26 protein-coding genes are annotated in these 24,823 nt (G+C 44.4%); 4 read left to right on the top strand and 22 right to left on the bottom strand.

Features of this window, described 5'->3' with window-relative positions; all coding sequences use genetic code 11:
- Positions 1 to 516 carry a DUF4442 domain-containing protein gene (locus EYW48_RS10610; RefSeq protein WP_171980673.1) on the bottom strand — a complete coding sequence of 172 codons (516 nt, stop codon included), beginning with the start codon at positions 514 to 516 and terminating at the stop codon, positions 1 to 3.
- A 374-nt stretch (positions 517 to 890) separates the two neighbouring features.
- Between EYW48_RS10610 and fcrX the strand changes: the two genes are divergently transcribed.
- Positions 891 to 1,340 (top strand): ferric iron uptake transcriptional regulator FcrX, encoded by a 450-nt coding sequence (gene fcrX / locus EYW48_RS10605; protein WP_053311836.1) that lies wholly within the window; start codon positions 891 to 893, stop codon positions 1,338 to 1,340.
- Between the two features lie 65 nt (positions 1,341 to 1,405).
- On the opposite strand, the gene EYW48_RS10600 is transcribed toward fcrX, so the two are convergent.
- The 3 genes from EYW48_RS10600 to fabB form a co-directional block, all read right to left on the bottom strand.
- The gene (locus EYW48_RS10600; RefSeq protein WP_171980672.1) at positions 1,406 to 2,419 is read right to left on the bottom strand and encodes an aspartate-semialdehyde dehydrogenase; all 1,014 of its coding nucleotides are present in this window, start codon (positions 2,417 to 2,419) and stop codon (positions 1,406 to 1,408) included.
- Positions 2,403 to 3,548 (bottom strand): 4-phosphoerythronate dehydrogenase, encoded by a 1,146-nt coding sequence (locus tag EYW48_RS10595; RefSeq protein WP_168521463.1) that lies wholly within the window; start codon positions 3,546 to 3,548, stop codon positions 2,403 to 2,405. Before EYW48_RS10595 ends, EYW48_RS10600 begins: the two co-directional genes overlap by 17 nt.
- Before the next feature lie 240 nt (positions 3,549 to 3,788).
- A complete protein-coding gene (gene fabB, locus EYW48_RS10590) occupies positions 3,789 to 5,000 on the bottom strand; it encodes a beta-ketoacyl-ACP synthase I (RefSeq protein WP_053311839.1) in 1,212 nt (403 codons plus the stop codon).
- A gap of 127 nt (positions 5,001 to 5,127) precedes the next feature.
- On the opposite strand from fabB, the gene mnmC reads away from it, so the two are divergent.
- Entirely contained in the window at positions 5,128 to 7,143 is a 2,016-nt protein-coding gene (mnmC, locus tag EYW48_RS10585; protein ID WP_277432389.1) for a bifunctional tRNA (5-methylaminomethyl-2-thiouridine)(34)-methyltransferase MnmD/FAD-dependent 5-carboxymethylaminomethyl-2-thiouridine(34) oxidoreductase MnmC, read from the top strand.
- 46 nt (positions 7,144 to 7,189) lie between these two features.
- On the opposite strand, the gene EYW48_RS10580 is transcribed toward mnmC, so the two are convergent.
- Both EYW48_RS10580 and EYW48_RS10575 read right to left on the bottom strand, forming a co-directional pair.
- A complete protein-coding gene (locus tag EYW48_RS10580) occupies positions 7,190 to 7,453 on the bottom strand; it encodes a YfcL family protein (RefSeq protein ID WP_053311841.1) in 264 nt (87 codons plus the stop codon).
- Between the two features lie 43 nt (positions 7,454 to 7,496).
- A complete protein-coding gene (locus EYW48_RS10575) occupies positions 7,497 to 8,027 on the bottom strand; it encodes an elongation factor P hydroxylase (protein WP_053311842.1) in 531 nt (176 codons plus the stop codon).
- 244 nt (positions 8,028 to 8,271) lie between these two features.
- Here EYW48_RS10575 and EYW48_RS10570 point away from each other — a divergent pair, with 244 nt between their 5' ends.
- Positions 8,272 to 8,895: a trimeric intracellular cation channel family protein gene (locus tag EYW48_RS10570; RefSeq protein ID WP_053311843.1), complete on the top strand. Its 624-nt coding sequence runs from the start codon at positions 8,272 to 8,274 to the stop codon at positions 8,893 to 8,895.
- Positions 8,896 to 8,952: 57 nt separating this feature from the next.
- Here the strand turns inward: EYW48_RS10570 and aroC are convergent, their stop codons facing one another.
- Entirely contained in the window at positions 8,953 to 10,038 is a 1,086-nt protein-coding gene (gene aroC, locus EYW48_RS10565; RefSeq protein ID WP_168523958.1) for a chorismate synthase, read from the bottom strand.
- Positions 10,039 to 10,233: 195 nt separating this feature from the next.
- Positions 10,234 to 11,166: a 50S ribosomal protein L3 N(5)-glutamine methyltransferase gene (prmB, locus tag EYW48_RS10560; protein WP_053311845.1), complete on the bottom strand. Its 933-nt coding sequence runs from the start codon at positions 11,164 to 11,166 to the stop codon at positions 10,234 to 10,236.
- 63 nt (positions 11,167 to 11,229) lie between these two features.
- Here prmB and smrB point away from each other — a divergent pair, with 63 nt between their 5' ends.
- On the top strand, positions 11,230 to 11,760 hold the full coding sequence (gene smrB / locus EYW48_RS10555) for an endonuclease SmrB (protein WP_053311846.1): 531 nt from the start codon (positions 11,230 to 11,232) through the stop codon (positions 11,758 to 11,760).
- A 96-nt stretch (positions 11,761 to 11,856) separates the two neighbouring features.
- Here the strand turns inward: smrB and flhB are convergent, their stop codons facing one another.
- The 14 genes from flhB to fliF all read right to left on the bottom strand — a co-directional run bounded on the left by flhB (position 11,857) and on the right by fliF (position 24,821).
- Positions 11,857 to 12,987 carry a flagellar biosynthesis protein FlhB gene (gene flhB / locus EYW48_RS10550; RefSeq protein WP_053311847.1) on the bottom strand — a complete coding sequence of 377 codons (1,131 nt, stop codon included), beginning with the start codon at positions 12,985 to 12,987 and terminating at the stop codon, positions 11,857 to 11,859.
- 9 nt (positions 12,988 to 12,996) lie between these two features.
- A complete protein-coding gene (gene fliR / locus EYW48_RS10545; protein ID WP_053311848.1) occupies positions 12,997 to 13,779 on the bottom strand; it encodes a flagellar biosynthetic protein FliR in 783 nt (260 codons plus the stop codon).
- Between the two features lie 8 nt (positions 13,780 to 13,787).
- Positions 13,788 to 14,057 carry a flagellar biosynthesis protein FliQ gene (fliQ, locus tag EYW48_RS10540; RefSeq protein WP_053311849.1) on the bottom strand — a complete coding sequence of 90 codons (270 nt, stop codon included), beginning with the start codon at positions 14,055 to 14,057 and terminating at the stop codon, positions 13,788 to 13,790.
- 11 nt (positions 14,058 to 14,068) lie between these two features.
- The gene (gene fliP / locus EYW48_RS10535; protein ID WP_171375476.1) at positions 14,069 to 14,917 is read right to left on the bottom strand and encodes a flagellar type III secretion system pore protein FliP; all 849 of its coding nucleotides are present in this window, start codon (positions 14,915 to 14,917) and stop codon (positions 14,069 to 14,071) included.
- Positions 14,918 to 14,951: 34 nt separating this feature from the next.
- A complete protein-coding gene (fliO, locus tag EYW48_RS10530) occupies positions 14,952 to 15,332 on the bottom strand; it encodes a flagellar biosynthetic protein FliO (RefSeq protein ID WP_053311851.1) in 381 nt (126 codons plus the stop codon).
- 33 nt (positions 15,333 to 15,365) lie between these two features.
- A complete protein-coding gene (gene fliN, locus EYW48_RS10525; protein ID WP_053311852.1) occupies positions 15,366 to 15,776 on the bottom strand; it encodes a flagellar motor switch protein FliN in 411 nt (136 codons plus the stop codon).
- Positions 15,777 to 15,790: 14 nt separating this feature from the next.
- Positions 15,791 to 16,849 carry a flagellar motor switch protein FliM gene (fliM, locus tag EYW48_RS10520; protein ID WP_168780575.1) on the bottom strand — a complete coding sequence of 353 codons (1,059 nt, stop codon included), beginning with the start codon at positions 16,847 to 16,849 and terminating at the stop codon, positions 15,791 to 15,793.
- Between the two features lie 7 nt (positions 16,850 to 16,856).
- Positions 16,857 to 17,354 carry a flagellar basal body-associated protein FliL gene (gene fliL, locus EYW48_RS10515; protein WP_172532325.1) on the bottom strand — a complete coding sequence of 166 codons (498 nt, stop codon included), beginning with the start codon at positions 17,352 to 17,354 and terminating at the stop codon, positions 16,857 to 16,859.
- Positions 17,355 to 17,386: 32 nt separating this feature from the next.
- Positions 17,387 to 19,282, bottom strand: a complete 1,896-nt coding sequence (locus EYW48_RS10510) for a flagellar hook-length control protein FliK (protein WP_277432388.1) — start codon at positions 19,280 to 19,282, stop codon at positions 17,387 to 17,389.
- Positions 19,283 to 19,412: 130 nt separating this feature from the next.
- Positions 19,413 to 19,865 (bottom strand): flagellar export protein FliJ, encoded by a 453-nt coding sequence (gene fliJ, locus EYW48_RS10505; RefSeq protein ID WP_053311855.1) that lies wholly within the window; start codon positions 19,863 to 19,865, stop codon positions 19,413 to 19,415.
- Positions 19,866 to 19,871: 6 nt separating this feature from the next.
- A complete protein-coding gene (fliI, locus tag EYW48_RS10500) occupies positions 19,872 to 21,194 on the bottom strand; it encodes a flagellar protein export ATPase FliI (RefSeq protein ID WP_053311856.1) in 1,323 nt (440 codons plus the stop codon).
- Complete coding sequence (fliH, locus tag EYW48_RS10495) at positions 21,194 to 21,997, bottom strand: flagellar assembly protein FliH (RefSeq protein WP_171980675.1); 804 nt, start codon at positions 21,995 to 21,997, stop codon at positions 21,194 to 21,196. The genes fliI and fliH overlap by 1 nt, the downstream gene beginning before the upstream one ends.
- A gap of 30 nt (positions 21,998 to 22,027) precedes the next feature.
- Positions 22,028 to 23,086, bottom strand: a complete 1,059-nt coding sequence (gene fliG, locus EYW48_RS10490) for a flagellar motor switch protein FliG (RefSeq protein WP_053311858.1) — start codon at positions 23,084 to 23,086, stop codon at positions 22,028 to 22,030.
- Positions 23,079 to 24,821 (bottom strand): flagellar basal-body MS-ring/collar protein FliF, encoded by a 1,743-nt coding sequence (gene fliF / locus EYW48_RS10485; RefSeq protein WP_053311859.1) that lies wholly within the window; start codon positions 24,819 to 24,821, stop codon positions 23,079 to 23,081. The genes fliG and fliF overlap by 8 nt, the downstream gene beginning before the upstream one ends.
- Positions 24,822 to 24,823 lie beyond the last annotated feature (2 nt).

Here is a 24,823-nt window from a genome sequence, read left to right as displayed (position 1 = left end):
CTATTCAGAGAATGTCATATCTTGCTCAGAGTCCAGCACTTCACGATACTTAGGCTTTTTACGCACATACAATTTTCGCTGTACTTCCGAGACCACGTCTCCTTGAGCATTTTTCACATGTATGATGAACTCAGGAAAACACTTATCTCCATTCACTGTACTGGCAAATATTGTATCAAGCTGGTCTTGAGTGATCTCAAAGTCAGCATAGAGATCTGACTGACCAGGTTTAATAAAATTGATACTCGCTTCTTTATCCCATACGTAGTATTTCTCACCCAAAATACCCATCAACATTAAAGAATAAACGGGATCGGTTAATGAAAAAATACTGCCTCCATACTGGGTACGATTAGCGTTTTTATTCCACCATCTTAGCTTCAAGCGCATCTTAACTTGGCGAAAATCTTCACTGATTTCATCAATATGGATCCCAGCCCCCCAGAAAGGAGGCCAGCTATTTAACGCCCATTTGACTATATTTGGTTTATAAAATTTCGCTAAAGACTGATTCATTCCGTGCTCGCCTTTCCAATCTATACCCAAACAACTTGAAGTTGCAGGTAGGCGGCAAGTGCGTTCATCCCCATGAGCATAGATAAACTATGTGATTGGGGTTAGCGAACGTAGCCAACACCGCTGTAACTTCAAGTAGGAAGGGTATATCTACTTAACCACAAGGACGTGCTAGCCTTTGAAAGTCGGCACGCCCCAACAAATGTTACACAATTGTAACTGGTCAGGGCTGTAATATCAGTGATATTGAGCGACTTTATGGAAAATACAGAGTAACCCTTTGAAGTTCGTGGTTTATTGTTAGCGGTCAGTGCCCTATAATGCTCAGAATTATGTATTCTGTTAACTGCTGCAGATCATCAACAGGAAAGTATATGTCAGATAATAACCAAGCGCTGAAGGATGCAGGCCTTAAAGTTACCCTTCCAAGGCTAAAAATTTTAGAAGTATTACAGCAGCCTGACTGCCAACATATCAGTGCTGAAGAACTGTATAAGAAATTGATTGATCTTGGTGAAGAAATCGGTCTTGCGACGGTTTATCGAGTATTAAACCAATTTGATGATGCAGGTATTGTCACTCGTCACCACTTTGAAGGTGGAAAATCAGTATTTGAACTTTCAACACAACATCATCATGACCACCTAGTCTGTCTTGACTGTGGTGAGGTGATTGAGTTCTCTGATGACGTTATTGAATTGCGTCAAAAAGAAATCGCAGCAAAGTATAACGTTAAACTAACTAACCACAGCCTTTACCTTTATGGGAAATGTGCGGATGGTAACTGCAAACAAAACCCTAGTGCGCACAAGCCAAATAAATAGCAAAAAAAACCACCGAAATCTCGGTGGTTTTTTTTATTCATTCGCAACTAATACCAAATATGGTATTAGAAGTAGTCACGAATCAGTACTTCTGCAATTTGCACTGCGTTCGTTGCTGCACCTTTACGAACGTTGTCAGCAACTACCCACATATTAATCCCACTGTGGTGGCTGATATCATTACGGATACGTCCAACCAATACATCATCTTTACCGCCAGCGTCACGAACTTGAGTTGGGAAATCTGTACCTTGGAAAACCGTAATTCCGGCCGTTTGTTCAAGCAATTCAACTACCTGCTCAGCATCGATAGGGGCACGGGTTTCGATATGTAATGATTCAGCATGACCATAAAATACTGGCACACGAACACAAGTCGGGTTCACCATGATGGTTGAGTCATTAAAGATTTTTTGTGTTTCCCACACCATCTTCATTTCTTCTTTAGTGTATCCGTTGTCCATAAACTGATCAATTTGTGGAATACAGTTAAAAGCAATTTGCTGGCTGAACGCTTCAGGTTCTGCAGGCATACCATTGAGAAGTCTTGCTGTTTGACCAGCTAGCTCATCAATACCTGACTTTCCTGCACCAGAAACTGATTGGTAAGTCGAAACATTAATACGCTCAATGCCCACCGCATCATGGATCGGTTTAAGCGCGACCAACATTTGGATAGTCGAGCAGTTTGGGTTAGCAATGATGTTACGATTACGAAAATCAGCAATCGCCTCTGGGTTAACTTCAGGCACAACCAATGGAATGTCATATTCATAACGGAAGTGAGAGGTATTGTCGATCACCACTACACCTTCTTCAGCCGCAATAGGTGCCCATTTCGCTGAAAGTTCACCACCAGCTGAAAACAGCGCGATGTGAGCTAATGACCAATCGAAATCTTCTACATTTTGCACTTGTACCGTTTTACCGTTAAAGCGATAAGCTTTGCCTTCACTACGTTCACTTGCAAGCAAATACAGCTCACCGACCGGAAAATTTCGATCTTTTAGTACTTCTAGCATGGTTTCGCCAACAGCGCCGGTTGCGCCAAAGATGGCGATATTAAATTCTTGGCTCATTTGTTACCTCTGTTTTAAAACCTAATTTGGCTAACGGAGCGAGGTTACATGACTCACTCCCTTTAATGGTTATCGCGCTGTACTCTCTTCTATCCCAATACACTTTACGCATATGATCAAATGCGCCTGGAGTACTAATTTCGCGACGAAATACAGCGTCATCTTTACGCACATCATAAATTAGTTGCGTCAGACTATGCAGAGTGGCTTCATCCCACTCACGTTCTAAATACAGTTCAGGAATAGGGGCTGCGGGCAATAAACTGCTTGCATTGGCACAATGCTCATTGTCGAGATATTCGCAAAAACTATTAAAAATCATCGTAGTTCCGCGCGCTTTTCCCTCTAGGCCGTAGCCAGCCACATGCGGCGTAGCAAAAGCTAATAACGGCAACAATTCCATATCAACTTGAGGCTCAAATTCAAAAACATCTAACGCTGCAATAAAACCATCTTTTTCCAATAACCTTCGTTTTAGTGCTTGGTTGTCAACAATTGGCCCCCGTGCGGCATTAATTAAAATTTGATCACTTCGCAGTGCCGCTAATCGTTGTTCATTCATCAGATGATGGGTTGGCCACTCACCTTCTGTCGTGATTGGCGTATGCAGAGTAATAACATCTGCCTTATCTAGTAACACATCAAGATGAGTAAATTGACGGCTATCACCTTGTGCCTGCTTAGGTGGATCATTGATCAATACTTTCATACCAATGCCAGTTAAACAATCCGCTAGGTAACTGCCCACTTGACCCGCACCAATAATACCGACGGTTTTGCCCAAAGCAGAAAAACCATGTTGCTGCGCTAACACCATCAAGACACTGAATACATATTCTGCGACCCCTACCTTATTACACCCCGGGGCGGCGGTAAAAAAGATACCTTTTTCAGCCAATAGTGGCTGATCAACGTGATCCATACCAGCCGTAGCCGTTCCGACAAACTTAAGTTTGTTTGCCTTAGTGAGTAGCGCATGGTTCACTTTCGTTACAGAACGAATCATTAACGCATCAACATCAATCAGATCATCAGCCGTTAAGGTTCTACCCGGTTTCAACACCACCTCACCAAGCTGGCTAAACAGCGCTTCAGCGTAAGGCATGTTTTCATCAATAAGGATTTTCATAGCGGAGTTCACATTATTGGAAATTGAAGGGATTGTGCAGAAAAGCGCACTAGCTGTCGAGAAGAAATCCCGCTTTCAATAAAAATGCCCGGCTCCTATTGGAAACCGGGCAAACATCCAGAACAAAAGGATCTTGTCCCGCTCTCCAGGGGACAAAGTCTGCGTCTGTGGATCAGCTAGGCTGATCCGCTCTGGAAACCTGATACCTATCACACGTAAGGTACTAAGTACCTGATGTGATTAGGCTTGGTATTTTTTGATGACTAATGTTGCGTTAGTACCACCAAAACCAAAGCTATTCGACATCACAGTAGTCAATTCCTGCTCGCGACCTTCAGTAACAATATCAAGACCTTCTGCCGCTGCATCTAGATTATCAATATTGATGCTCGGTGCGATAAAGCCATGGTGAAGCATTAAAGTGGAATAGATAGCTTCGTGTACGCCCGCCGCGCCTAATGCGTGACCTGTCATCGCTTTAGTTGCAGAAATTGCAGGGCTGTTACCACCAAAGACTTCTTGAATTGCACCTAGCTCTTTCACATCACCAACCGGGGTGGAAGTGCCGTGAGTATTCACATAATCAACACTTTCTACGCTTTGCATTGCCATCTTCATACAACGTACTGCGCCTTCACCTGATGGAGCAACCATGTCGTAGCCATCGGATGTCGCACCGTAACCAACAATTTCACCGTAGATTTTTGCGCCGCGAGCCAAAGCGTGCTCAAGTTCTTCGACAACAACCATACCGCCGCCACCTGAAATGACGAAACCATCACGATCAGCATCGTAAGTACGTGATGCTTTCTCTGGTGTTTCATTGTATTTAGTAGAGAGTGCACCCATGGCATCAAACATCATGGTCAGTGACCAATCTAGCTCTTCACCACCACCAGCAAATACAACATCTTGCTTACCTAGTTGGATAAGCTCCATCGCATGACCAATACAGTGTGCAGAAGTCGCACACGCTGAGCTCATGGTGTAGTTTACGCCACGGATTTTAAACGGCGTTGCAAGACATGCAGACACTGTTGAAGACATAGTACGTGGAACCATATAAGGGCCAACACGCTTCACGCCTTTTGTGCGTAATGTATCAACAGCAATCACTTGGTTATAAGACGAAGCTCCGCCTGAACCAGCGACAATGCCAGTACGATCGTTAGATACTTGCTCTGGTGCTAGGCCAGAATCAGCAATCGCTTGTTCCATCGATAGGTATGCAAACGCTGCCGCATCACCCATAAAGCGCATTTGTTTGCGATCGATATGGTCGGCAGGGTTCATTTTTAGGTTACCCCAAACTTGAGAGCGCAAACCGTTCTCTTTGAACTGCTCAGAAGCTGTGATACCCGACTTTCCTGCTTTTAAAGACGCTAAAACTTCTTCGACGTTGTTACCGATACTTGAAACAATACCCATACCGGTGATTACGACTCGTTTCATGTGACATTCCTATAATTCAAAATTCCGCTAGATGATAACTAAGAAGGATAACAAAAGTGGTCAGCTTTCCCAGAAATTCGTACAATCTAACCCTATATATCGCCTGATTTCACAGAATTCAAACATTATGACTACCATTACCAATGCAGAACTCGGTTGGAATGAAGCAGGTACGCCTGTTTCTGACCAATTTGATGATGTCTATTTCTCTAACGTAAATGGTCTCGAAGAGACACGTTACGTGTTTCTTAAACAGAATCATCTCCCTCAAAGATGGCATACCTATGACCAAAAACGTTTTGTGATAGCAGAAACTGGTTTTGGTACAGGCTTAAACTTTCTTGCTGTTTGGCAATGGTTTGATGCATTTAAGCAGCAAAACCCAGACGCCACTTTGCAAACACTGCATTTTATCAGTTTCGAAAAGTATCCGCTCAACCAACAAGACTTAATAAAAGCCCACCAAGCTTGGCCAGAATTAGCTGAATATGCAAGAAAACTTCATGCACACTATCCGATTGCAGTCCCTGAATGTCATCGTATTGTTTTGGATGATGGTGCGGTCACCCTTGATCTTTGGTTTGGTGATATCAAAGATTGCATGCCCCAAGTTCCGACCCCTGAACATGGCTTAATTGATGCTTGGTTTTTAGATGGTTTTGCACCGAGCAAAAACCCAGAAATGTGGAATCAAACCCTATTTGATGGCATGGCTAAGCTCGCCAAGCAAGATTGCACTTGTGCTACCTTTACCGCAGCAGGCTTTGTACGCCGAGGGCTAATTGATGCCGGTTTTGCCATGCAAAAAGTCAAAGGTTTTGGTACTAAACGAGAGATGATCGCCGGCAAACTGGACAGTAAGCAGCCTTATAGCAACATCAAACCTTGGTTTGCAACCACGTCATCAAACCATGTAACCGACGTAGCGATCATTGGTGGCGGAATTGCCAGTGCCACCTTAGCAAAAACGCTCACTCGCCGCGATATTAATGTCAGCTTGTATTGTGCAGACGAAAAGCCTGCTCAAGGAGCATCAGGAAATCGTCAAGGGGCAATATACCCACTGCTTAATGGCAACCACACTGGAGTTTCTCGTGTCTTTGCTCCGGCTTTTTTATTCGCTCGACAATTTGTTGAGCAGATGTCTACACAAACCGCATTTGATCACGACTGGTGCGGTGTCACTCAGCTCATGTGGGATGAAAAATCAACCAAAAAGCAAAACGCCATGCTTGATGGGAGCTTTAACTCACAACTGATGCACCACTGTAATCCACAACAAACTGAACTCAATATCGGACTGCCTAATACAATGGAAAGTATTTACTATCCATTAGGCGGATGGCTATGCCCTGCTCAGCTGACTCAAGGGCTAATTGAGACTTTAGAAAAAAACGATTCCTTTAACGCCTACTTTAATCACCGAGTGGAAAAATTACGTTGGGATGAAACACAGCAACAGTGGATATTAAGTATCAATGGCATAGAAAAGCCTCATCAATCCATCATTATTGCTAATGGTCATCAATTCGACCAGTTCGACCAAACTCGTTATGTGCCATTAGGCAAAGTGAAAGGACAAGTCAGCCATATTCCTACCACGGATAACTTACAAAAACTCAGCAGCGTATTGTGCTATGACGGCTATATGACACCACACAACCCGCTTAATCAACAGCATTGTATCGGGGCGAGCTATGACCGAAGCCAAATTAATCAAGCGTTTGACCCAATCACGCAACAAGAAAATGGTCAGCGTTTAATAAATTGCATTGCAAACCAAAGCTGGCCGAAGGATGTCGATACATCTGGCAATCAAGCTCGCCAAGGGGTTCGTTGTGTCAGCCGAGATCATCTTCCCTTTGTTGGCGCGGTGGGAGACTTTGAACAAATTAAAACTAATTATCAACGGCTGCATACTCAAAACGAGCAAGATGTCGAGCCTGTCGCTCAATACCCTAATTTGTATTGCTTGTTAGGTTTAGGTTCTCGTGGGCTGAGTTCTGCGCCGCTGATGGCTGAATTATTAGCTTCACAGATAAGTGGCGATCCTCTGCCTTTACCGGTTGACGTTCTAGAAATGCTTCACCCAAGTCGCATGTGGGTAAGAAAGCTGAGAAAAGGAAAGGCGATTACCGAATAGCCATCATACAAGGCACCAGTAAAACGCCTCATAGCGCAGTGAGGCGTTACGCTTGGTTATGTAGCTCTGTCCACAGATCAAACACAATTACACGGTCAGCAGGGCTCAATTCAGAACGAGCTTGTTCTAGGCTCTGTTCTATACGTGCTTTGAAAATCGTAACATCATCGATACCTTCCTCTTCGCAAGAAGCCGCAGAAAGAGAAATATGACCACGTAAATAACCGCCAGCAAATAATTCATCATCCGATGCCGTTGCAATACGTACATCAATCATTTCTAGCAATTTTTCTTCAAATTCAATAATCATAACCTTCTCATTTCTCTCTATTTTTATCTTGTTATTTGGCGAGTTATTTGACGATAAAAAGTTCTGAAGTTAACTCTGGCGTACCATAAAAAGCACGCAATGCATCAGACAACATTTTTACTCGCGGTGGTAAGCCGAGCTGCAAAATCGACATCACTTCTTGGTGTACTTTGGTCATAAACACGATGCGATCAGGCTCAAAATCGCCGTGTAGGTTGTCACAACTGACACTAAAAGGAAAGCCTGCACTCACAGACAAAATCCATTCATACGCTTGTGGACGAATTTCCACTTTTTCAAACTCAGCTTGAACTTGCGCGGTGCGACCATCTGGCTCATACCAATAACCAAAGTCTTCCAATAAGCGACGTTTTGGCCCGGCGACACACCAATGTGCTATCTCATGTAATGCGGACGCAAAGAAACCATGAGCAAAAATAATACGGTGGTAATCGGTGTGCTCATCAGCAGGAAGATAAATAGGCTCATCACCACCTAGTTCTAAACGCGTATTAAACGGCTCAAAAAAAGTCAGGTTGAAGATAGAGATAAGGTCTGAATAGTGGTGGGTCATAGTGAATTTAAGTATCAAATAATTTTCGCTGCACATTCTCGCGTTTTTTCACTTTTAGGTAAAGCCTAACCGCATCAATGTGCTGGTTTCGCCTTGCATGTGATTAGTTTTATTTATCGAGCAAACGGTTTCTCGTTATAAAAACTCATTCGTCAGCTGTAGCATTTCCCACTACACTTGCGCCTTCATTTTCATCCCCATATGCAATATGGGTGCTATTTACGTTTGCCGGGGTATCACACGTATGTTGCTCAGCGTTTTATATATTATTGGAATTACCGCCGAAGCGATGACCGGAGCATTGAGTGCAGGTCGCCGTAAAATGGATTGGTTTGGTGTGATGTTAGTGGCCAGCGCTACCGCGATTGGTGGGGGTACTGTAAGAGATATTTTACTCGGACATTATCCACTAGGTTGGGTTAAAAACCCCGAGTTTTTAGCCATTACTTGTTTAGCGGGTGTCTTAACGACCGGGCTTGCAAAATGGGTCATCAAGCTAAAAGGCCTATTTATTCGCTTAGATGCATTAGGGTTGATTGTGTTTAGTATTATCGGCACCAAAGTGGCAATGAGCATGGGTCATCATGCGATGATTTGTATGGTAGCGGCGTTAGTAACCGGTGTGTTTGGCGGGTTACTGCGTGACCTTATCTGTCGTCAAACACCGCTAGTTCTGCATGAAGAGTTGTATGCATCTGTATCGCTTGTCGCATCTGGACTGTATTTGACATTACTGGAATTTGGCGTGAATGATGTGACCAGTACCATCATTACCCTAGTGGTTGGTTATGTACTGCGTATGGCCGCGGTTCGTTTTAAGTGGCGCTTACCCTCTTTCCAGCTCGATACAGAAAGCCAAATCCATTAATTTTAGATAAACAAATGCCCTCATATTGAGGGCATTTTTGCATTTTAACCGGGCATGTTAGATTTTAGGTGTTTCAGTTTGCACACCAAAGTTTTGACCGCGATGACGCAGTAAATGATCCATTAAAACGATAGCAAGCATTGCTTCAGCAATCGGCACCGCTCGGATCCCAACACACGGATCATGGCGGCCTTTGGTAATCAGTTGCGTCGACTCTCCAGCGCGGGTAATAGTATCGCCCGGCACGGTAATGCTTGAGGTTGGTTTGAGTGCAATATTAGCCACAATATCTTGACCAGTCGAAATACCGCCCAAAATACCACCAGCGTGGTTACTCGCAAAACCTTGCGGAGTCAGAGGGTCACGATGTTGGCTGCCTTTTTGCTGCACAACGTCAAAACCATCACCAATTTCTACCCCTTTCACCGCATTAATACTCATTAATGCATGAGCAATATCTGCATCTAGGCGATCAAATACTGGCTCGCCAAGACCAACAGGCACATTCGTTGCAACAACTTGCAGCTTAGCACCAATAGAATCCCCTTCCTTTTTCAAGTCACGGATAAGTTGGTCAAAGGCATCGACTTTGTCGACATCAGGACAGAAAAAAGCGTTATTTTCGATTTCATCCCAATCGACTTTATCAATCGATACATCACCCATCTGTGACAGATAGGCACGGACTTCAACACCGAATTCTTGTTTAAGATATTTTTTAGCAATAGCCCCTGCCGCAACACGCATGGCCGTTTCACGCGCAGAAGATCGACCACCACCACGATAATCACGGATACCATATTTCTGATGGTAGGTGTAATCGGCATGGCCTGGGCGAAATTTATCTTTAATTTCAGAGTAATCTTTTGAACGTTGGTCGGTATTTTCAATCAACAGACCAATCGATGTACCTGTGGTTTTACCCTCAAATACACCCGAGAGAATTTTGACTTCATCAGGTTCACGACGTTGCGTGGTATAACGAGATGTGCCCGGACGGCGACGATCTAGGTCTTTCTGTAAGTCAGCTTCTGTAATTTCCAACCCTGGAGGGCATCCGTCGACGATACATCCTAGTGCGATACCGTGACTTTCTCCGAATGTCATCACTCGAAAATGTTGTCCGATACTGTTTCCTGCCATTACTTCCTCAATATTGATACCTCTCATACCTAGCCTAAGGCTGGGTGAGCAGCACCGATTCATTCAATTGTTCGTATTTTCATAGTCGCTTTATTACGAAATGATGTAAAGCCCCAAAATAAACCAATTGCATTTTCAGGCCATAAAAAACGCCAGCATGTCAGCTGGCGTTCTATTTAAAGCATTGAGCGCTATTTAATCGATGTACAGCGAGAATTCGTCAGCACAATCGAGCAACTGCTGACGAGTCAGCATAAATACGCCATGACCACCGTTGGCAAACTCGATCCAAGTAAATGGAATATTTGGATATTGTTCCATCATATGGACCATCGAATTGCCCACTTCACAGATCAAAATACCGTCATCTGTCAGGTAATCCGGTGCATTTGCTAAAATACGACGAACTAATTTTAAACCGTCAGTACCCGCCGCCAAACCAAGTTCAGGCTCATGGGTGAATTCTTTCGGTAAGTTGCTCATATCTTCTTGGTCCACATAAGGTGGATTGGATACGATCAAGTTATATTTTTCTTTAGGTAGATCACGCAATAAATCAGAACGAATTGGAAATACTTGCTGCTCCATTCCGTGATCCTGAATATTTTGCTCAGCAACTTGCAGCGCATCGACTGAAATATCAACCGCATCCACTTCAGCTTCCGGGAAAGCATGAGCACAAGCAATCGCAATACAACCGCTGCCCGTACACAAGTCCATAATGCGCACTGGCTCTTCGATCAACCAAGGTTGAAATTGTGCTTCGATAAGCTCGCCAATTGGTGAACGTGGTACTAATACGCGCTCATCAACATAAAACTCTAACCCACAGAACCACGCTTTATTGGTTAAGTAAGCAGTTGGTGTACGTTCATTAATACGTTTGATTACACGTTCAACGATGCGCAGACGTTCACTGCTGGTTAAACGAGAATTCAATACGTGGGGAGGAACATCAATCGGAAGATAGAGCGTTGGCAAGATTAACTGCACCGCTTCATCCCACGCGTTATCTGTGCCATGACCATAAAATAAGTTGGCAGCGTTAAAGCGACTCACAGTCCAGCGAATCATATCTTGAAGCGTGTGAAGTTCAGAAACCGCCTCATCTACAAAAATCTTATCCAAAATTGCCTCCAAAAAGCGCTACAATACTGCCAATTTCGATCAGTTAGAAAATGACCAGACCCAATGAGCCAAAAAGACACCGAACACGATGACGATTTCGACTTGTTCCGGGATGCAGTACAGGGCGTCAAAAAGTTGCGACAGGATACCATAATCCAGCAGCCAAACAGAAACCCCAAACAAAAAGAAATCCGCCGTGTAGCGCGTGAAGCCAGCGATACAGAATTTTATTTCTCTGATGAGTTTATGCCTTTACTCAGTGAAGACGGACCAACACGTTATGCACGTGATGATGTGTCTAAATACGAAGTGAAGCGATTAAGGCGTGGTGTGTATGTACCGGATGTTTTCTTAGACATGCATGGCATGACACAGCAAGAAGCAAAACGAGAACTTGGCGCTATGATTGCCTACTGCGTAAAAGAAAATGTCCACTGTGCTTGTGTTCAACACGGCATTGGTAAGCATATCCTTAAGCAAAAAGTGCCGCTTTGGCTAGCTCAGCACCCTGACGTGATGGCTTTCCATCAAGCGCCCCTAGAGTTTGGTGGTGGTGGTGCGGTACTCGTCTTACTATCCATACCGGACAAATAACGTCATCATCACTAAAAATGCCACATCATAGTATGTGGCATATCTATAGATAAATACGCCAGTGTGGTAATTTCTCAAATGTTTATCAAATTAAAATTAATGGCGTAAATCTGGGGGAATGGGCATATTTTGCTCTTCCAGTTTAGGCCTTTGCCCACCGCGCTTACGGTACTGCTTAAGCTGAAAAACATAAGCCAGCACTTGAGCTACAGCAACGAACAACCCATCGGGGATCTCTTGCTCTAACTCAGTGGTGTGATACAACGCCCGAGCCAGTGGTGGCGCTGGGATGATGTAAATATCATGCTCACGTGCCACTTCGCGAATTTTCATTGCCATGTGATCAACACCCTTGGCTACTACGATAGGTGCTTTGTCTTTATCTTGTTTATAACGCAAAGCCACCGAAAAGTGCTCTGGGTTGGTGATAATAACATCGGCTTGTGGAACATCAGCCATCATGCGGCGCTGTGCTGCCTCACGTTGCAGCATTCGAATACGCCCCTTAACTTCTGGTTTACCTTCGGTATCTTTGTATTCGTCTTTAACCTCTTGCTTCGTCATTTTCAACTGATCAGCATGCTGCCAAATCTGAAATGGAATATCTATTGCCACCACCACCAGTAGTGAACAACTGATAAGCAGCACAAAGTTGAGTAAAATATCCAACGCATGGAAAATATTTTGTGGGTAAACATCCGTGCTCAATTGGAATAAATCTTCTTTAGAAGCCTCAATTAAATAAAACGCCACCCCAGAAACGAGCAAGACTTTAAGGATGGACTTAAACAGTTCAACCCAACTTTGCAAACCAAACATTCTTTTAATGCCGCTCAAGGGGTTCATTTTTGACGGCTTAGGCATTGCCGCTTCGGCCGAGAAATTAATGCCACCTACTCCAGCAGCGCCAATTAATGCAGCAATAAAAAGCGTCACTAAGATCAAAATTAAGGGCAATAACAACGAGGAGAGTGAGCCGAGCGCAATATCAAATAGTTTGCCAGTATCAAATACCTCTTCGCGACTCAAACTAAAAATGCGCCCCATTGACGAATACAACGCTCTCGCCAGTGATTCTCCAAACCACATTAACGATATCGCCCCCATCACCAATACTGATACAGAGGCTAATTCTTTAGACCTTGCAACCTGCCCTTTCTTTCGCGCCTCGTCCAACCGTTTGGGCGTGGCGTCTTCGGTACGTTCTTGACCGTCTGACTCTGCCAAACGCGCCTCCTAACAGTTCATACGAATAAGGCGGCAAACTTGCTGCTCACCTTCTAACCAGAATAGTTCATAATGACTATACAGGCCGCCCAAAATATACCAACACAGCAATAAACCGACCAACAAGGCAAAAGCAAAACCGAGCGAGAATATATTCAGTTGAGGTGCCGCACGAGTCATCACCCCGAAGGATAAGTTGACCGTCAATAACGCAATAATACCTGACAACGACATACTCAAAGCCACTTTAAACATCGTGCCTAACCATAACGCTATTTCTCGAAAATCAACCGTAGTCAATGAACCACTACCGATCGGCAATGTTTTAAAACTAAAGACCAATAGCTGAATCATCTTCAAATGGCCATCGGTGGCCAAAAAGAACATGGTAGCTAAAAACATAAACAATTGGCCAAGCAGTGGCGTATTTTGACCATTGGCAGGGTCAACCATCGAAGCGAAACCTAAGCTCGCCTGCATACCCAATATTTGACCAAGCATAACGAAGGTTTGAATGAGAAATTGTGTGACCATCCCCATCGCCACACCAATAATGATTTGCTCGAGAGTAGTAAGAAAACCTTGAAATGAAAGCAGTTGAATGTTTTCAGGAACAGCCGGAATCGCGGGCATAACCGCGAAAGTGATTGCCAACCCCAAATACAAGCGAATACGAGTTGAAACAAAACGTGCCCCAGTCACCGTCATTACCATTAACATGGCCGAAATACGGGTGTATGGCCAAAAATAATTGGCAATCCATTCTAAAATGACGCTTGTTGGATACTCCATTCAAGCTCCTAGTACAGTACCTGTGGTAGCCGTTCAATGATGGAAAAAAAGAATTCCATCAGCATTTGTGTCATCCAGTGTGCGAAAAGCATTAGGGCTAGCAACGTCACAATTAGACGTGGTAGAAAACTCAACGTTTGTTCGTTGATTGAAGTGGCCGCCTGAAAAATAGCAACCACTAAACCTATCAACAAACTTGGAATGATGATGGCGCATACCATGATAAGCACCATCCACAATGCAGATCTGAACAGTTCGACAAATATTTCAGGAGTCATACGTCCTCCCGCTACAAAGCAAAACTGCCGGCAAGGGTGGAAAGAATGAGATTCCATCCATCCACCAGCACAAACAGCATCAGTTTAAAAGGTAGAGAAACAATCATCGGCGAGAGCATCATCATACCCATTGCCATCAGCACAGATGCCACTACTAAGTCGATGATCAAAAATGGCAAAAATAGCATAAAACCAATTTGGAACGCGGTTTTCAGCTCAGAAGTAATAAAAGCGGGGATCAGCACCGCCATCGATACATCTTCAGGATTATTAGCTTGAGAGCCTGAAATTTCGACAAAGGTTTCTAAGTCTTTAACCCGTGTTTGTTTAAGCATAAAGGCTTTAATTGGCCCTTGCGCCGTATCAAACGCTTGCCGCGCTGTTATCTGCTCGTTGAGATAGGGCTGTACCGCTTGTTCGTTTATCTGATTAATCACCGGAGACATAATAAAAAAGGTTAAGAAAATGGCAATGCCGATGATCACTTGGTTAGACGGAGTTTGTTGCAAACCCATCGCTTGACGTAAAATCGACATCACAATCACGATGCGCGTAAAGGATGTCATTAAAATAACCATGGCAGGCAAAAAGCCCAGCATGGTCATCAACGCTAATATCTGTAGGTTAATCGAATAATCTTCGCCACCATTGGCGTTGGTGGTCACAGTGAATGCGGGGATTCCACCGCCACCACTAAAACCAGACGCGGTAGTTTGAGAAGCACCGCTGTCTCGGCTCATCGCGGTGACGGTCATACTCTCAGCACCAGCAGCCGTATTTGGAATTGGCGTTGCTAGTTCTTGCTGTGAAAATGCGATTGGAGCAAACAGCAACGTCATCATCAAAATAAACAGATGCATCGGATGAGAAGATAAACCTGAAAAGGTTATGCGATTATTTCTTATCATTTTTATTCAATAGCTGAGTCAGTTGACTGGCAAAAGGACTGGCCTCTAGCTCCTCCTGTTTCAGTGGAGTATCTAATTTCGCGATCAGTTGAATGGACTGTGTCGTGACACCGACTAAGAATTGTTCTTCACCAGCTTGGACAATAACGATACGCTCTTTGGTGCCAAGCGGAAGCTGGCGCACAATGCTCAGTCCTTTTTGGTTGCCAAAAGTAGGAACCCGCATGCGTTTTAGCACCCAAGCTAAAAAGAAGATTAAGGCGATAACGAACAAAAGCGACCCTAAGGTGGTCGCTAAATCTAATTGCTCACTAGCAGCGGCCATCGCTTGGCCAGAGAACAGTAATAAACTGGTAAGTTTCTTCATCAGAACACTTCTTTGTCGATGAACAGCATAGGTTTAACGCAACTTTTTAATACGCTCAGTTTGGCTGATCACATCCGTTAAACGAATACCAAATTTATCGTTCACGACCACCACTTCTCCGTGCGCAATCAAGGTACCGTTAACCATCACATCTAATGACTCACCGGCAATTCGATCAAGTTCAACAACAGAGCCTTGGTTCAATTGCAGTAAGTTACGGATACTGATTTTCGAACGCCCGACCTCCATCGAAATGGTCACGGGAATATCCATGATAGTGTCTAGTTTACGGCGCTCATCTTCTGTGATCGGTGGCGACGTGTCTTTGAGTTCATCAAGGGGCGCGGCAAGTATTTCATCAACATCAATATTCGGTGCAGACGGGTCTTCACCAAGGGCTGCAGCCCATTCATCCGCCAGTTTTTGGTCGTCACTTGGTTCCATCTTCGTTACCTATTTTATAATTCTTCGTTGTCTTGTTCGCCATCATCATCTTCAAATTCAGACATGATGTCTTTACCTAAAAAGGCAAGGTCGGTTTTCACTACATCAGGACGTTTAATTTTCTCTGATACTTGGACCGCCATTTTCTCCCCAGAACGCCCCATCTTCACGCGGTAAGTAGGAAGTTCTTCCACAAACATAGTGGCATGTTTAGGCATTTTAATCGGTATGATATCGCCCACTTGTAGATCCATGAGATCTCGCAATGAGATGTCTTGTTCTAACAAGTTCACTCTGAAATTAACCGGAACATCCATAATTTCTTCGCGCAAAGCTGAACTCCAGCGGACATCCGTTTCCATTTTATCGGACTGGACACCAGCATCGAGCAATTCGCGAATAGGCTCTACCATTGAATATGGCATAACCACGTGGAAATCACCGCCTCCCCCATCAACTTCAATATGGAATGAGCTAACGACGATGACTTCTGTTGGGCTCACAATGTTCGCCATGCTTGGGTTCACTTCAGAGTCTAAGTATTCAAACTCAACACCCATTACAGGCGACCACGCTTCTTTGTAATCACCGAATACAATTTTCAACAGCAGTTGGATAACACGGCGTTCTGTTGGTGTAAATTCACGCCCTTCAATACGAGCGTGAAAACGCCCATCACCACCAAAGAAGTTCTCCACCAAGATAAACACTAAACGTGCTTCCATTGTGACCAATGCCGTTCCTTTAAGAGGACGAAAACGCACCATATTCAAGCTGGTTGGTACATAAAGAGTATTTTGGTATTCACCAAATTTCATCATCTGTACGCCGTTGATTGATACTTCGGCTGTTTTACGCAGCATGTTAAATAAACTAATACGCATGTGACGCGCAAAGCGCTCATTGATCAGCTCTAGCGTCGGCATTCGCCCACGAACGATACGGTCCTGAGAAGAGAAGTCAAAATTGATCGCACTGTTTTCTGAGGGATCTAATTCTTCTTCAACTTCATCAACCGTATCTACGCCATGCAGTAGCGCATCAATTTCGTCTTGGCTTAATAAGTCAGTCACGCTTCACCTATTGAATTACAAAATCGGTAAATAACACTTTCTCGATAACAGGTTGTCCAACCGCTTTCGTCAACGCCGATTTAATATCATCAGTTGCTTTATCTCTAAGTTCAACCCGACCAGTTGCACTGCGAAGCTGCTCAACCGTAGCGGAAGCAAACGTTGCTAACAGTGAACTCTCAACCAATGGTGAATGATAACGAGCTAGATTTTCGTTTTCTGATCCTCTGACCATCAGTTGTACTTTAATTTGAACTAAGCGGTCTCTTTTATCGCCGGTAACATTAAACACGAACGGTTGAGGGATATTAACATAGGCCACAGGATCGACCGGTAAAACCACTTGCGTCGATGCTTCTTCACTACTTGTAGCACCATCATCACTTCCCATTAAAAAGAAAGCCGCGCCACCACCGCCTAACAATAATACAACGACCGCAATAATGATAATGAGCAGCTTTTTCTTCCCTTTAGGAGCATCCGTTTGTAACTCTTCATCAGCCATAATATTCTCTATGTCGTTATTTTTAATTTAGTTTAAGCGTAATAACTGATTCCATCACGCTTTGATGCGACATTCAAATCAAGTTTGACGTCCGTATCAAGGTTTTCTTCGCCCAAATAGTTTTCATTGCGTGATAATTGACCAGGTTGGCCATCACCACTTGATGCATAGCGTGACTGCTGCTGTCCAGCATTTTGCTGTTGTACCGAAGTATCACCCAATTGCACTCCTTGCTGGGCAAGCATTTCTCGCAGTCGCGGCATAGATTGTTCTATCGCATCACGAGCTTGATGGTTAGCGACAGTGAAGTGCACCGTCGCGCCATCACCATTCATATTCATGCGAATTTGCAAACGGCCTAGCTCAGGTGGATCAAGACGAATATCAACATGCTTTAAATTTTTCGACATCATCATTTGCACACGCTCTGCCATTTGATCACTCGCCATCTCTTTATTGAGATGCAAAGGAGGTTGAGGCGCTGCTTGCTGCAAGTTCTCAGCACGATTTTGCGCTGACGTGATGCCTTGCTGGCCTGCTGCAGTCGATATTTGATGAGCAAGCGAGCTATCTTTGTGCTCTTGGGCTGTTCCACTGTCGCCAAGCCCGGCAAGCGCTTTTGCACCTAACGCCGCCTTCAGTGCAGCCTGACTTATAGGTTGCTCTGGTGTGATTGCTGTCTGCATAGGCATAGTGTTAATCATTTGCTGCACCTGCGCGTTAGTGACATCACTTCCTGCAGCCGAAAGTGTTGAGTTCGCCAATGCGGCTTTATCAGCCGCAACTGACGCTTGCATTGTTTGTGACTGCTGCTGAACTAAGGCTTGATGAACCGAATTCGCTACTGGGGTCGCCTGACTTTTGCCTTTTAATGTAGCAGCACTATCGCTACCGTCGAGTGGGATAACTTGCCCTTCTATCGCCGCTGCGCCAGCCCAAGGAATGGCTGCCGCCAGTACAGCATCACTTGCAATAACCGTTTCGCCTTGTACTTCTAAGACATTAGTAGGAGTCACTGCTGATTGAGGTTGAACCACTTGTTGAGTATCGACTGTAGAGGCGGCTATCAATGCCTGCGCACCAATAGCATGTTGCTCTGAAGCTTCATAGCTTTGCGCTTCCTCTTCTCCCCTCGCAGTCAAAGGTACCCGCTGTGATAATTCTTGTTCTATCGGCGCGAGTTCAGAGGTTGGCTGTTGAATGAATTTTTGGACTGACGCTGGAATGTCTGCTTTAGGCTCACCCTGTTGAAGCTGAAGATTATCAGCCTGGCTGAGCTGAACATCATTTATCACGCTGTTAGCATGCATATTTTCATTGAGTGGAGAGGATGGAATAACTGCCACCATTTTAGGGTCGATACTATCGGCTATTTGGATTTTAGCCCCCTCAAGTGGTTGACTTTTTTCTTGTGGCAAAGTTTTGCCGTTCGCATCAGTAAGAGCTTGATTTGCACTGTTGAGGCGACCTAAAATTTCATCACCATCACTCATCACTTGCGCTGTTTTTTGTTGTATTGCAACGTCATCAGACTCTGATGACAATTTTGATTTGGAGCGTTTATCTGCTCCGAGTGAAATTTCAGCCTCTTCACTTAGCTCTTCACCATCAAGTTTTTGAGCTAATAAAGCATCGCTACTTTTACCTGCCGCTTGTTCTACATTTGCATTCTTTGAATCTAGCGGGGCAACTTCTGCCTCGTCTTCAGTATCAATGGCAGCTTCCACCTCAACGGGGATGCTCGCTTTAACTTCAGTAGATTTAGCCTCTGCCGCTTCTTTTGCATCGGAACCCGTAATGATCGCAGTAAGCTTTTCGAAAAAGCCTTTCGATTCAGAGCCTTCACTAGCAGAATCCGTACTTGCTTTGCTGACACTGGCTATTTTTGATGTATCGGATGGTGTTGTAATATTTACATTCATATCCATGATGCTCGCACTAGAAACAGAGAATGAAGTGAATCAATGAGAGGTTGATAACGAACCTCTCATTCATTTTTCACCGATAGTGGAGTAAAACAAAGCAAGAAATGCGCCAATGTGAGAATGAATGAGGCAGTTAAAATGGGTTGTTGTTAGAACGCTTACGGCTAAACAATAATGTTGAAAATTCATCCATTTGTTTCTGCTCACGCTTTTCCTGCAAGCGCTGTGCTTCAGTCTGCTTTTTATCTATCAGCCATTCGTAAGAGCGTCGTTGCTTTCTCACTTCCAACCAATGATCTTGGCAGTTCTCAACTTGTGTTTTGAAGTGCTGTTCCGCATCTCTTTGCTTGGATAATGTTTCATCTAACTGAGTAAGAAACCGATTCAAATGACCATATTCACTTGCGCTAAGTCCAGACATACCGCGATCAACTAACTGCTGGCAATAATCGAGGCGATATTGCTCAATCTGTGATAGTTGTTTGTAGTAACTATCCAATTCACTGCGCGATTTACTAAGCGCCATGGCCGCTTTTTCTTCTTTGTCTTTCGCTTGTTCTAACAAAAATTCTAATGCGTTATCCATTCACTATTACCCAACCTGCAACACATGCTTAAGCATATTAACGCACATATCATAAGGCACTGAATCCTTCATACCTTGCTGTAAATATTCATCAAGTTTGGGTTTGAGAGTGAAAGCGCTATCGATAGCAGGATCGGTCCCTGGTTTGTAAGCTCCAATCGAAACCAAGTCTTGATTTTTACGACAAATAGAGAGTATTTGACGCACAGCTTTAGACATTAGCATATGCTCGTCAGTTGTAATCTGTGGCATAACACGGCTAACTGATTTTTCGACATCAATGGCAGGGTAATGCCCAGCATCAGCCATCTCACGCGACAAGACTATGTGACCATCGAGAATAGCACGAGAGGCATCGGCTATCGGATCTTGTAAATCATCACCTTCGGTTAAAACAGTGAAAAATGCGGTAATGGAACCTTGTGTAGGCCCACCATTACCAGCGCGCTCAACAAGCGCGGGTAGTTTCGCAAACACAGAAGGCGGATAACCTTTAGTTGCAGGTGGTTCACCTACCGATAAGGCAATTTCACGCTGCGCTTGCGCGAAACGAGTCAGAGAGTCCATTAGCAGTAAAACATCTAAGCCTTGGTCACGAAAATATTCGGCAATAGCCAGGGCTGTTTGACAACCTTTAAGTCGCATTAACGGCGATGAGTCAGCAGGCGCTGCAACTACTACAGAACGTTGACGCCCATCAAGACCTAAAATCTCTTCGATAAATTCTTTAACTTCTCGACCACGCTCACCAATCAAACCGACCACGACCACTTGTGCGGTAGTGCCTCGCGTCATCATGCCCAAAGTAACCGATTTACCAACACCAGAACCGGCAAACAGACCAATACGCTGCCCCTTACCAACCGTTAGTAAACCATTAATCGCTTTAAGTCCCACATCAAGTGGCTCTGTGATCGGCTTACGCGCTAGAGGGTTAATGGGTTCAGCATTAAATGAGGCTCGCTTTTCGGTATAGATAGGGCCAAGGCCATCAAGAGGATTACCCACACCATCAATCACACGACCGAGTAATTCCATTCCAACAGGCAAACCTGTATCACCAGTAAGCGGCGTTACTTTAGCCCCCGGCAAAACACCGGTGATCTGCTCGCTTGGCATCAAGTATAGATTGTCTCCAGAAAAGCCAACCACTTCGGCTTCCATTTCACCAGACATGGTTTCAACCGTACACAAGCTACCAATCGGTGCTTTACACCCTGTGGCTTCAAGCGTTAACCCAACGACACGCACTAATTTGCCAGACGCAATCGGCCTACAGGTTAACCCTTCAGTCTTGTATTGACTGAGACGTTCAGCAAGCGCTAACACTAGTGTTCACCTTGTTGATGACGATTGGTGCCACAGAAACTTTTCAGTACACTGCGAATGCGATCTTCCATTCGGTAGTTGACGCTCGACTCACCCGCTTCAATTTGCACATCAGCACGATTCAATGCAGGTTCACCGACCAGCGTCCAATTGCGAAAATCAAGTTCTTTCTCACCATAAGCCGAACGAATGATTTCAACGTCTTCAGGGTGCAGCTTTAAGGTAATAGCATGGCCTGAAACAGGGAGTGCTTCAACGGAAGATTTCACCGTATCAAGAATGACTTGAGGATTAGTTTGGACTTCAACATGGACGACCTCTTTAACTAACGTCAATACCATATCAACCAACTGTTTTTCGACTTGGGCGTTCATCAATTCAAGAGGTTGAGCAAATTGATTTGCTAAGCCAACAAATACTTCAACTTGTTGTTCGATAAAGGATTGCCCTTCAGCAATCCCTTCTTCCTTGCCTTGCGCTCGTCCTTCTTCATGCCCAGCCGCTAACCCTTCTTCTTTTCCTTTTTCGTAACCTTGCTTAAAACCCGCTTCCTGACCTTGATGCAGACCATCTTGATAAGCACCTCGCTTGATCTGTTCGATCTCTTCTTCGGTCAGTTGTAATGGTTCTTCTACTTCAGGTTCGTCAAAGCTAGGCATCCAACCTGGGTCATAGTTCAGCGCGGTTTCTTTGGCTTTTTTATTCGCCTCAGCACCGTAGTCTGGCAGCCCCCATTTTTTGGGTTGCTCTACATTAGCGTCTGTATCTAAACGTAAAAATCCGCGTTTTCTTTCTCCAGACATCATGCTACCTATTATTCAGTAAAGGATGGATTATAAGAATTCGTCAGCACCACCAGACAACATAATTTCACCGTTGTCAGCCATACGACGAGCAATGGCCAGAATTTCTTTCTGTGCGGTTTCAACATCAGAAACTTTGATTGGCGGCATGGCTTCAATGTCATCTTTCATCATATCAGCAGCACGCTTCGACATGTTTTTGAAGACTTTTTCACGTAGTGCATCATCAGCACCTTTAAGTGCTTTCTGTAGGATATCTTGTGGTACATCACGCAGCAATTTCTGAATACCTTGGTCATCCACTTCAACCAAGTTCTCAAACACAAACATGAGGTCTTCAATTTGAGTAGCCATATCTTCGTCTTGCTCACGCATTTGATCCATGAGAATACCTTCAATATTGTTATCAAGGTAGTTCATGATGTCAGCAGCAGCTTTCAAGCCACCAATTTTCGCCGCTTGAGCACCAGCTTGACCTGCAAATTGTTTCTCCATGATTTCGTTCAATTCAGCCAGTGCCGATGGTTGAACTTCTTCAAGGTTGGCAATACGCATCAAGAGATCCAAGCGGTCTCGCTCTGCAAACTGCGCCAAGATCTCTGCGGATTGATCAGGCTCTAAGTAAGATAATACAATGGTCTGAATTTGCGGGTGCTCGTTGACAATAATGCTCGCCACTTGGCGTGGGTCCATCCATTTCAAAGAGTCTAAGCCTTTCGATCCAGTCCCTAATAGAATTTGGTCAACAAGGTTATTGGCTTTATCAGCACCTAGCGCAGCGACAAGCGCATTACGCATAAAGTCTTCGCTGCCCATACCGATGTTGGTGTATTTTTGGATGTCTTCAAGGAAAGCACGATGAACTGCACCGACCTTCTCTTGGCTAAGCTCCTTAGCTTTAGCCATGGCACTCCCCACTCGTTGAACCTGTTTAGGCTCAAGATGGCGAATGATTCCCGCCGCATCTTCTTCGTTTAAACTCAACAGCAAAATAGCCGCTTTTTCATCACCGGAAATCGCTGAAATATCAACGGTCGATTCTGTCACTTCTCCACCACTTTGGTCTTTAGCTATGATTTCGTTAGGCATTTTGCATCCAATTCTTCACTACTTGAGCCGCAAGTTCCGGTTCATTCGCTACAAGAGCACGCACCGCTTTCAGCACGTCTTCATCTTTATGTAAGTTTGGTAAATCAATCCCTGAACCAAACTCGAATAGATCGCCGCCATCAATATCGCTACCAATAAGGCTTGTCTCACCGTTGGCACCAATTGGTAAGCCATCAGGTCCATACATTGGGTCATCGTCATCCGCAGCAGGATTAAGCAGTTTTTTCAACGCAGGTCGAACTAAAACAAGAATCACGACCACAATAACCAACGCACTGGCGAACCAACGAATCCAGTCATTAAAGTTCGGATGCTCCCAAATGGGTACATCGGCAATGGTTTCAATTTCAGGTTCAGCAAACTGCATGCTCAAGACATTAAGTAAATCACCACGATTTTCATTAAATCCTACCGTACCAACCAACACCTGACGAATTGCATTAATTTCTCCCTCACTAAGTGGCGTATAAGTCACTTCACCGGTTTCTGGATTGACAGAAGAACGGTTCTTAATCGCAACCGCTACCGTTTGGCGGTCAACCACACCGGACTGTTTTCGTTCATGGCTAATGGTGGTGTCCAATTCAAAATTGCGCGTGGCTTCTTTATGAACCGAACCTTGCCCAAGCAAAGAGCCATCTTTCATTTGTGCGACATCTTGCGGGATAGAAGCATCAGCAGGGGGTTGGTTACTCAAGGCTCCTGGAACACCGGCAACCACGTTACCATTGTTGTAATCTTCTAAAGTGTACTCACTGCGCGTTGCGGGCGTATTGGGATCAAAACGCTTACGGGTTTGCTCAACGGCGCTAAAGTCTAATTGGATATCCACTTGCGCGGTATAATTACCAAGACCAAGAATAGGAATAAGTACGGAGTCAATTTTGTCTCGTAACGCTTGCTCTTGTTTGCGTTCAAGCTCTTGTTCTTTACGACGTGCTGATGAAATTGGGTCTTGAGAACCAGAACTGAGCAAGCGACCGTGTTGATCGGTCACGGTAATGCGATTTGGTTTCATTGCCGGTACGGCACTGGCCACCATATCGACAATAGAGTCGACTTCTTCTTGTTTGAGGTTTGCGCCAGTACGTAAGGTAAGAAACACTGAGGCAGAGGCTTCTTGGTTGTGACGAACAAATACACTTTGTTTTGGTAAAGCCAATAACACTCGGGCTTTATTGACTTGTTTCATCTCTTCAATGGCTTTAGCAAGTTGTCGCTCACGACTGAGTTTGAGTCGCTCTTGCTCAAGACGTTGCGAAACACCAAACCCCATGTCTTGCATGAGAATTTCATCGCCCGCTTGTTTGTTTTGATTTAAGCCCGCGCGAACCATATTCAGTTTTAAACTGTTGTATTCACTGGAAGGTACTAAAATGGTATTGCCATCGAGCTTGTAGTCGAGTTTCTGCTGATCAAGGTAGTCTAGAACAGGGATAAGTTCTTCTGTTTCATACGCACCGAGTGGGCGCATTTCTGGCTCTTTAACCCAGAAAAACAGCATCACAATGAGAGCAACGCAGATGGAGATCGACAAGACAAGCACTACTTGACGCAGTAAGTCTAAATCACCCATTGCAAAATCCGATTTAGAAGAGCTCTTCTCTTCTAAATCTGGGTTCTGTGTATCTAGATCTAAATCTGAACCAGCCATTAATGCATGTTCAGAACCACCACTCACGGCTAGGTCGGTTGTTTGCTTATCATCTGCCACTG

The sequence above is a fragment of the Vibrio sp. 1180_3 genome, assembly GCF_029478545.1.
Lineage (GTDB): Bacteria > Pseudomonadota > Gammaproteobacteria > Enterobacterales > Vibrionaceae > Vibrio > Vibrio aestuarianus.
This window is presented reverse-complemented; position numbering and strand designations above follow the sequence as displayed.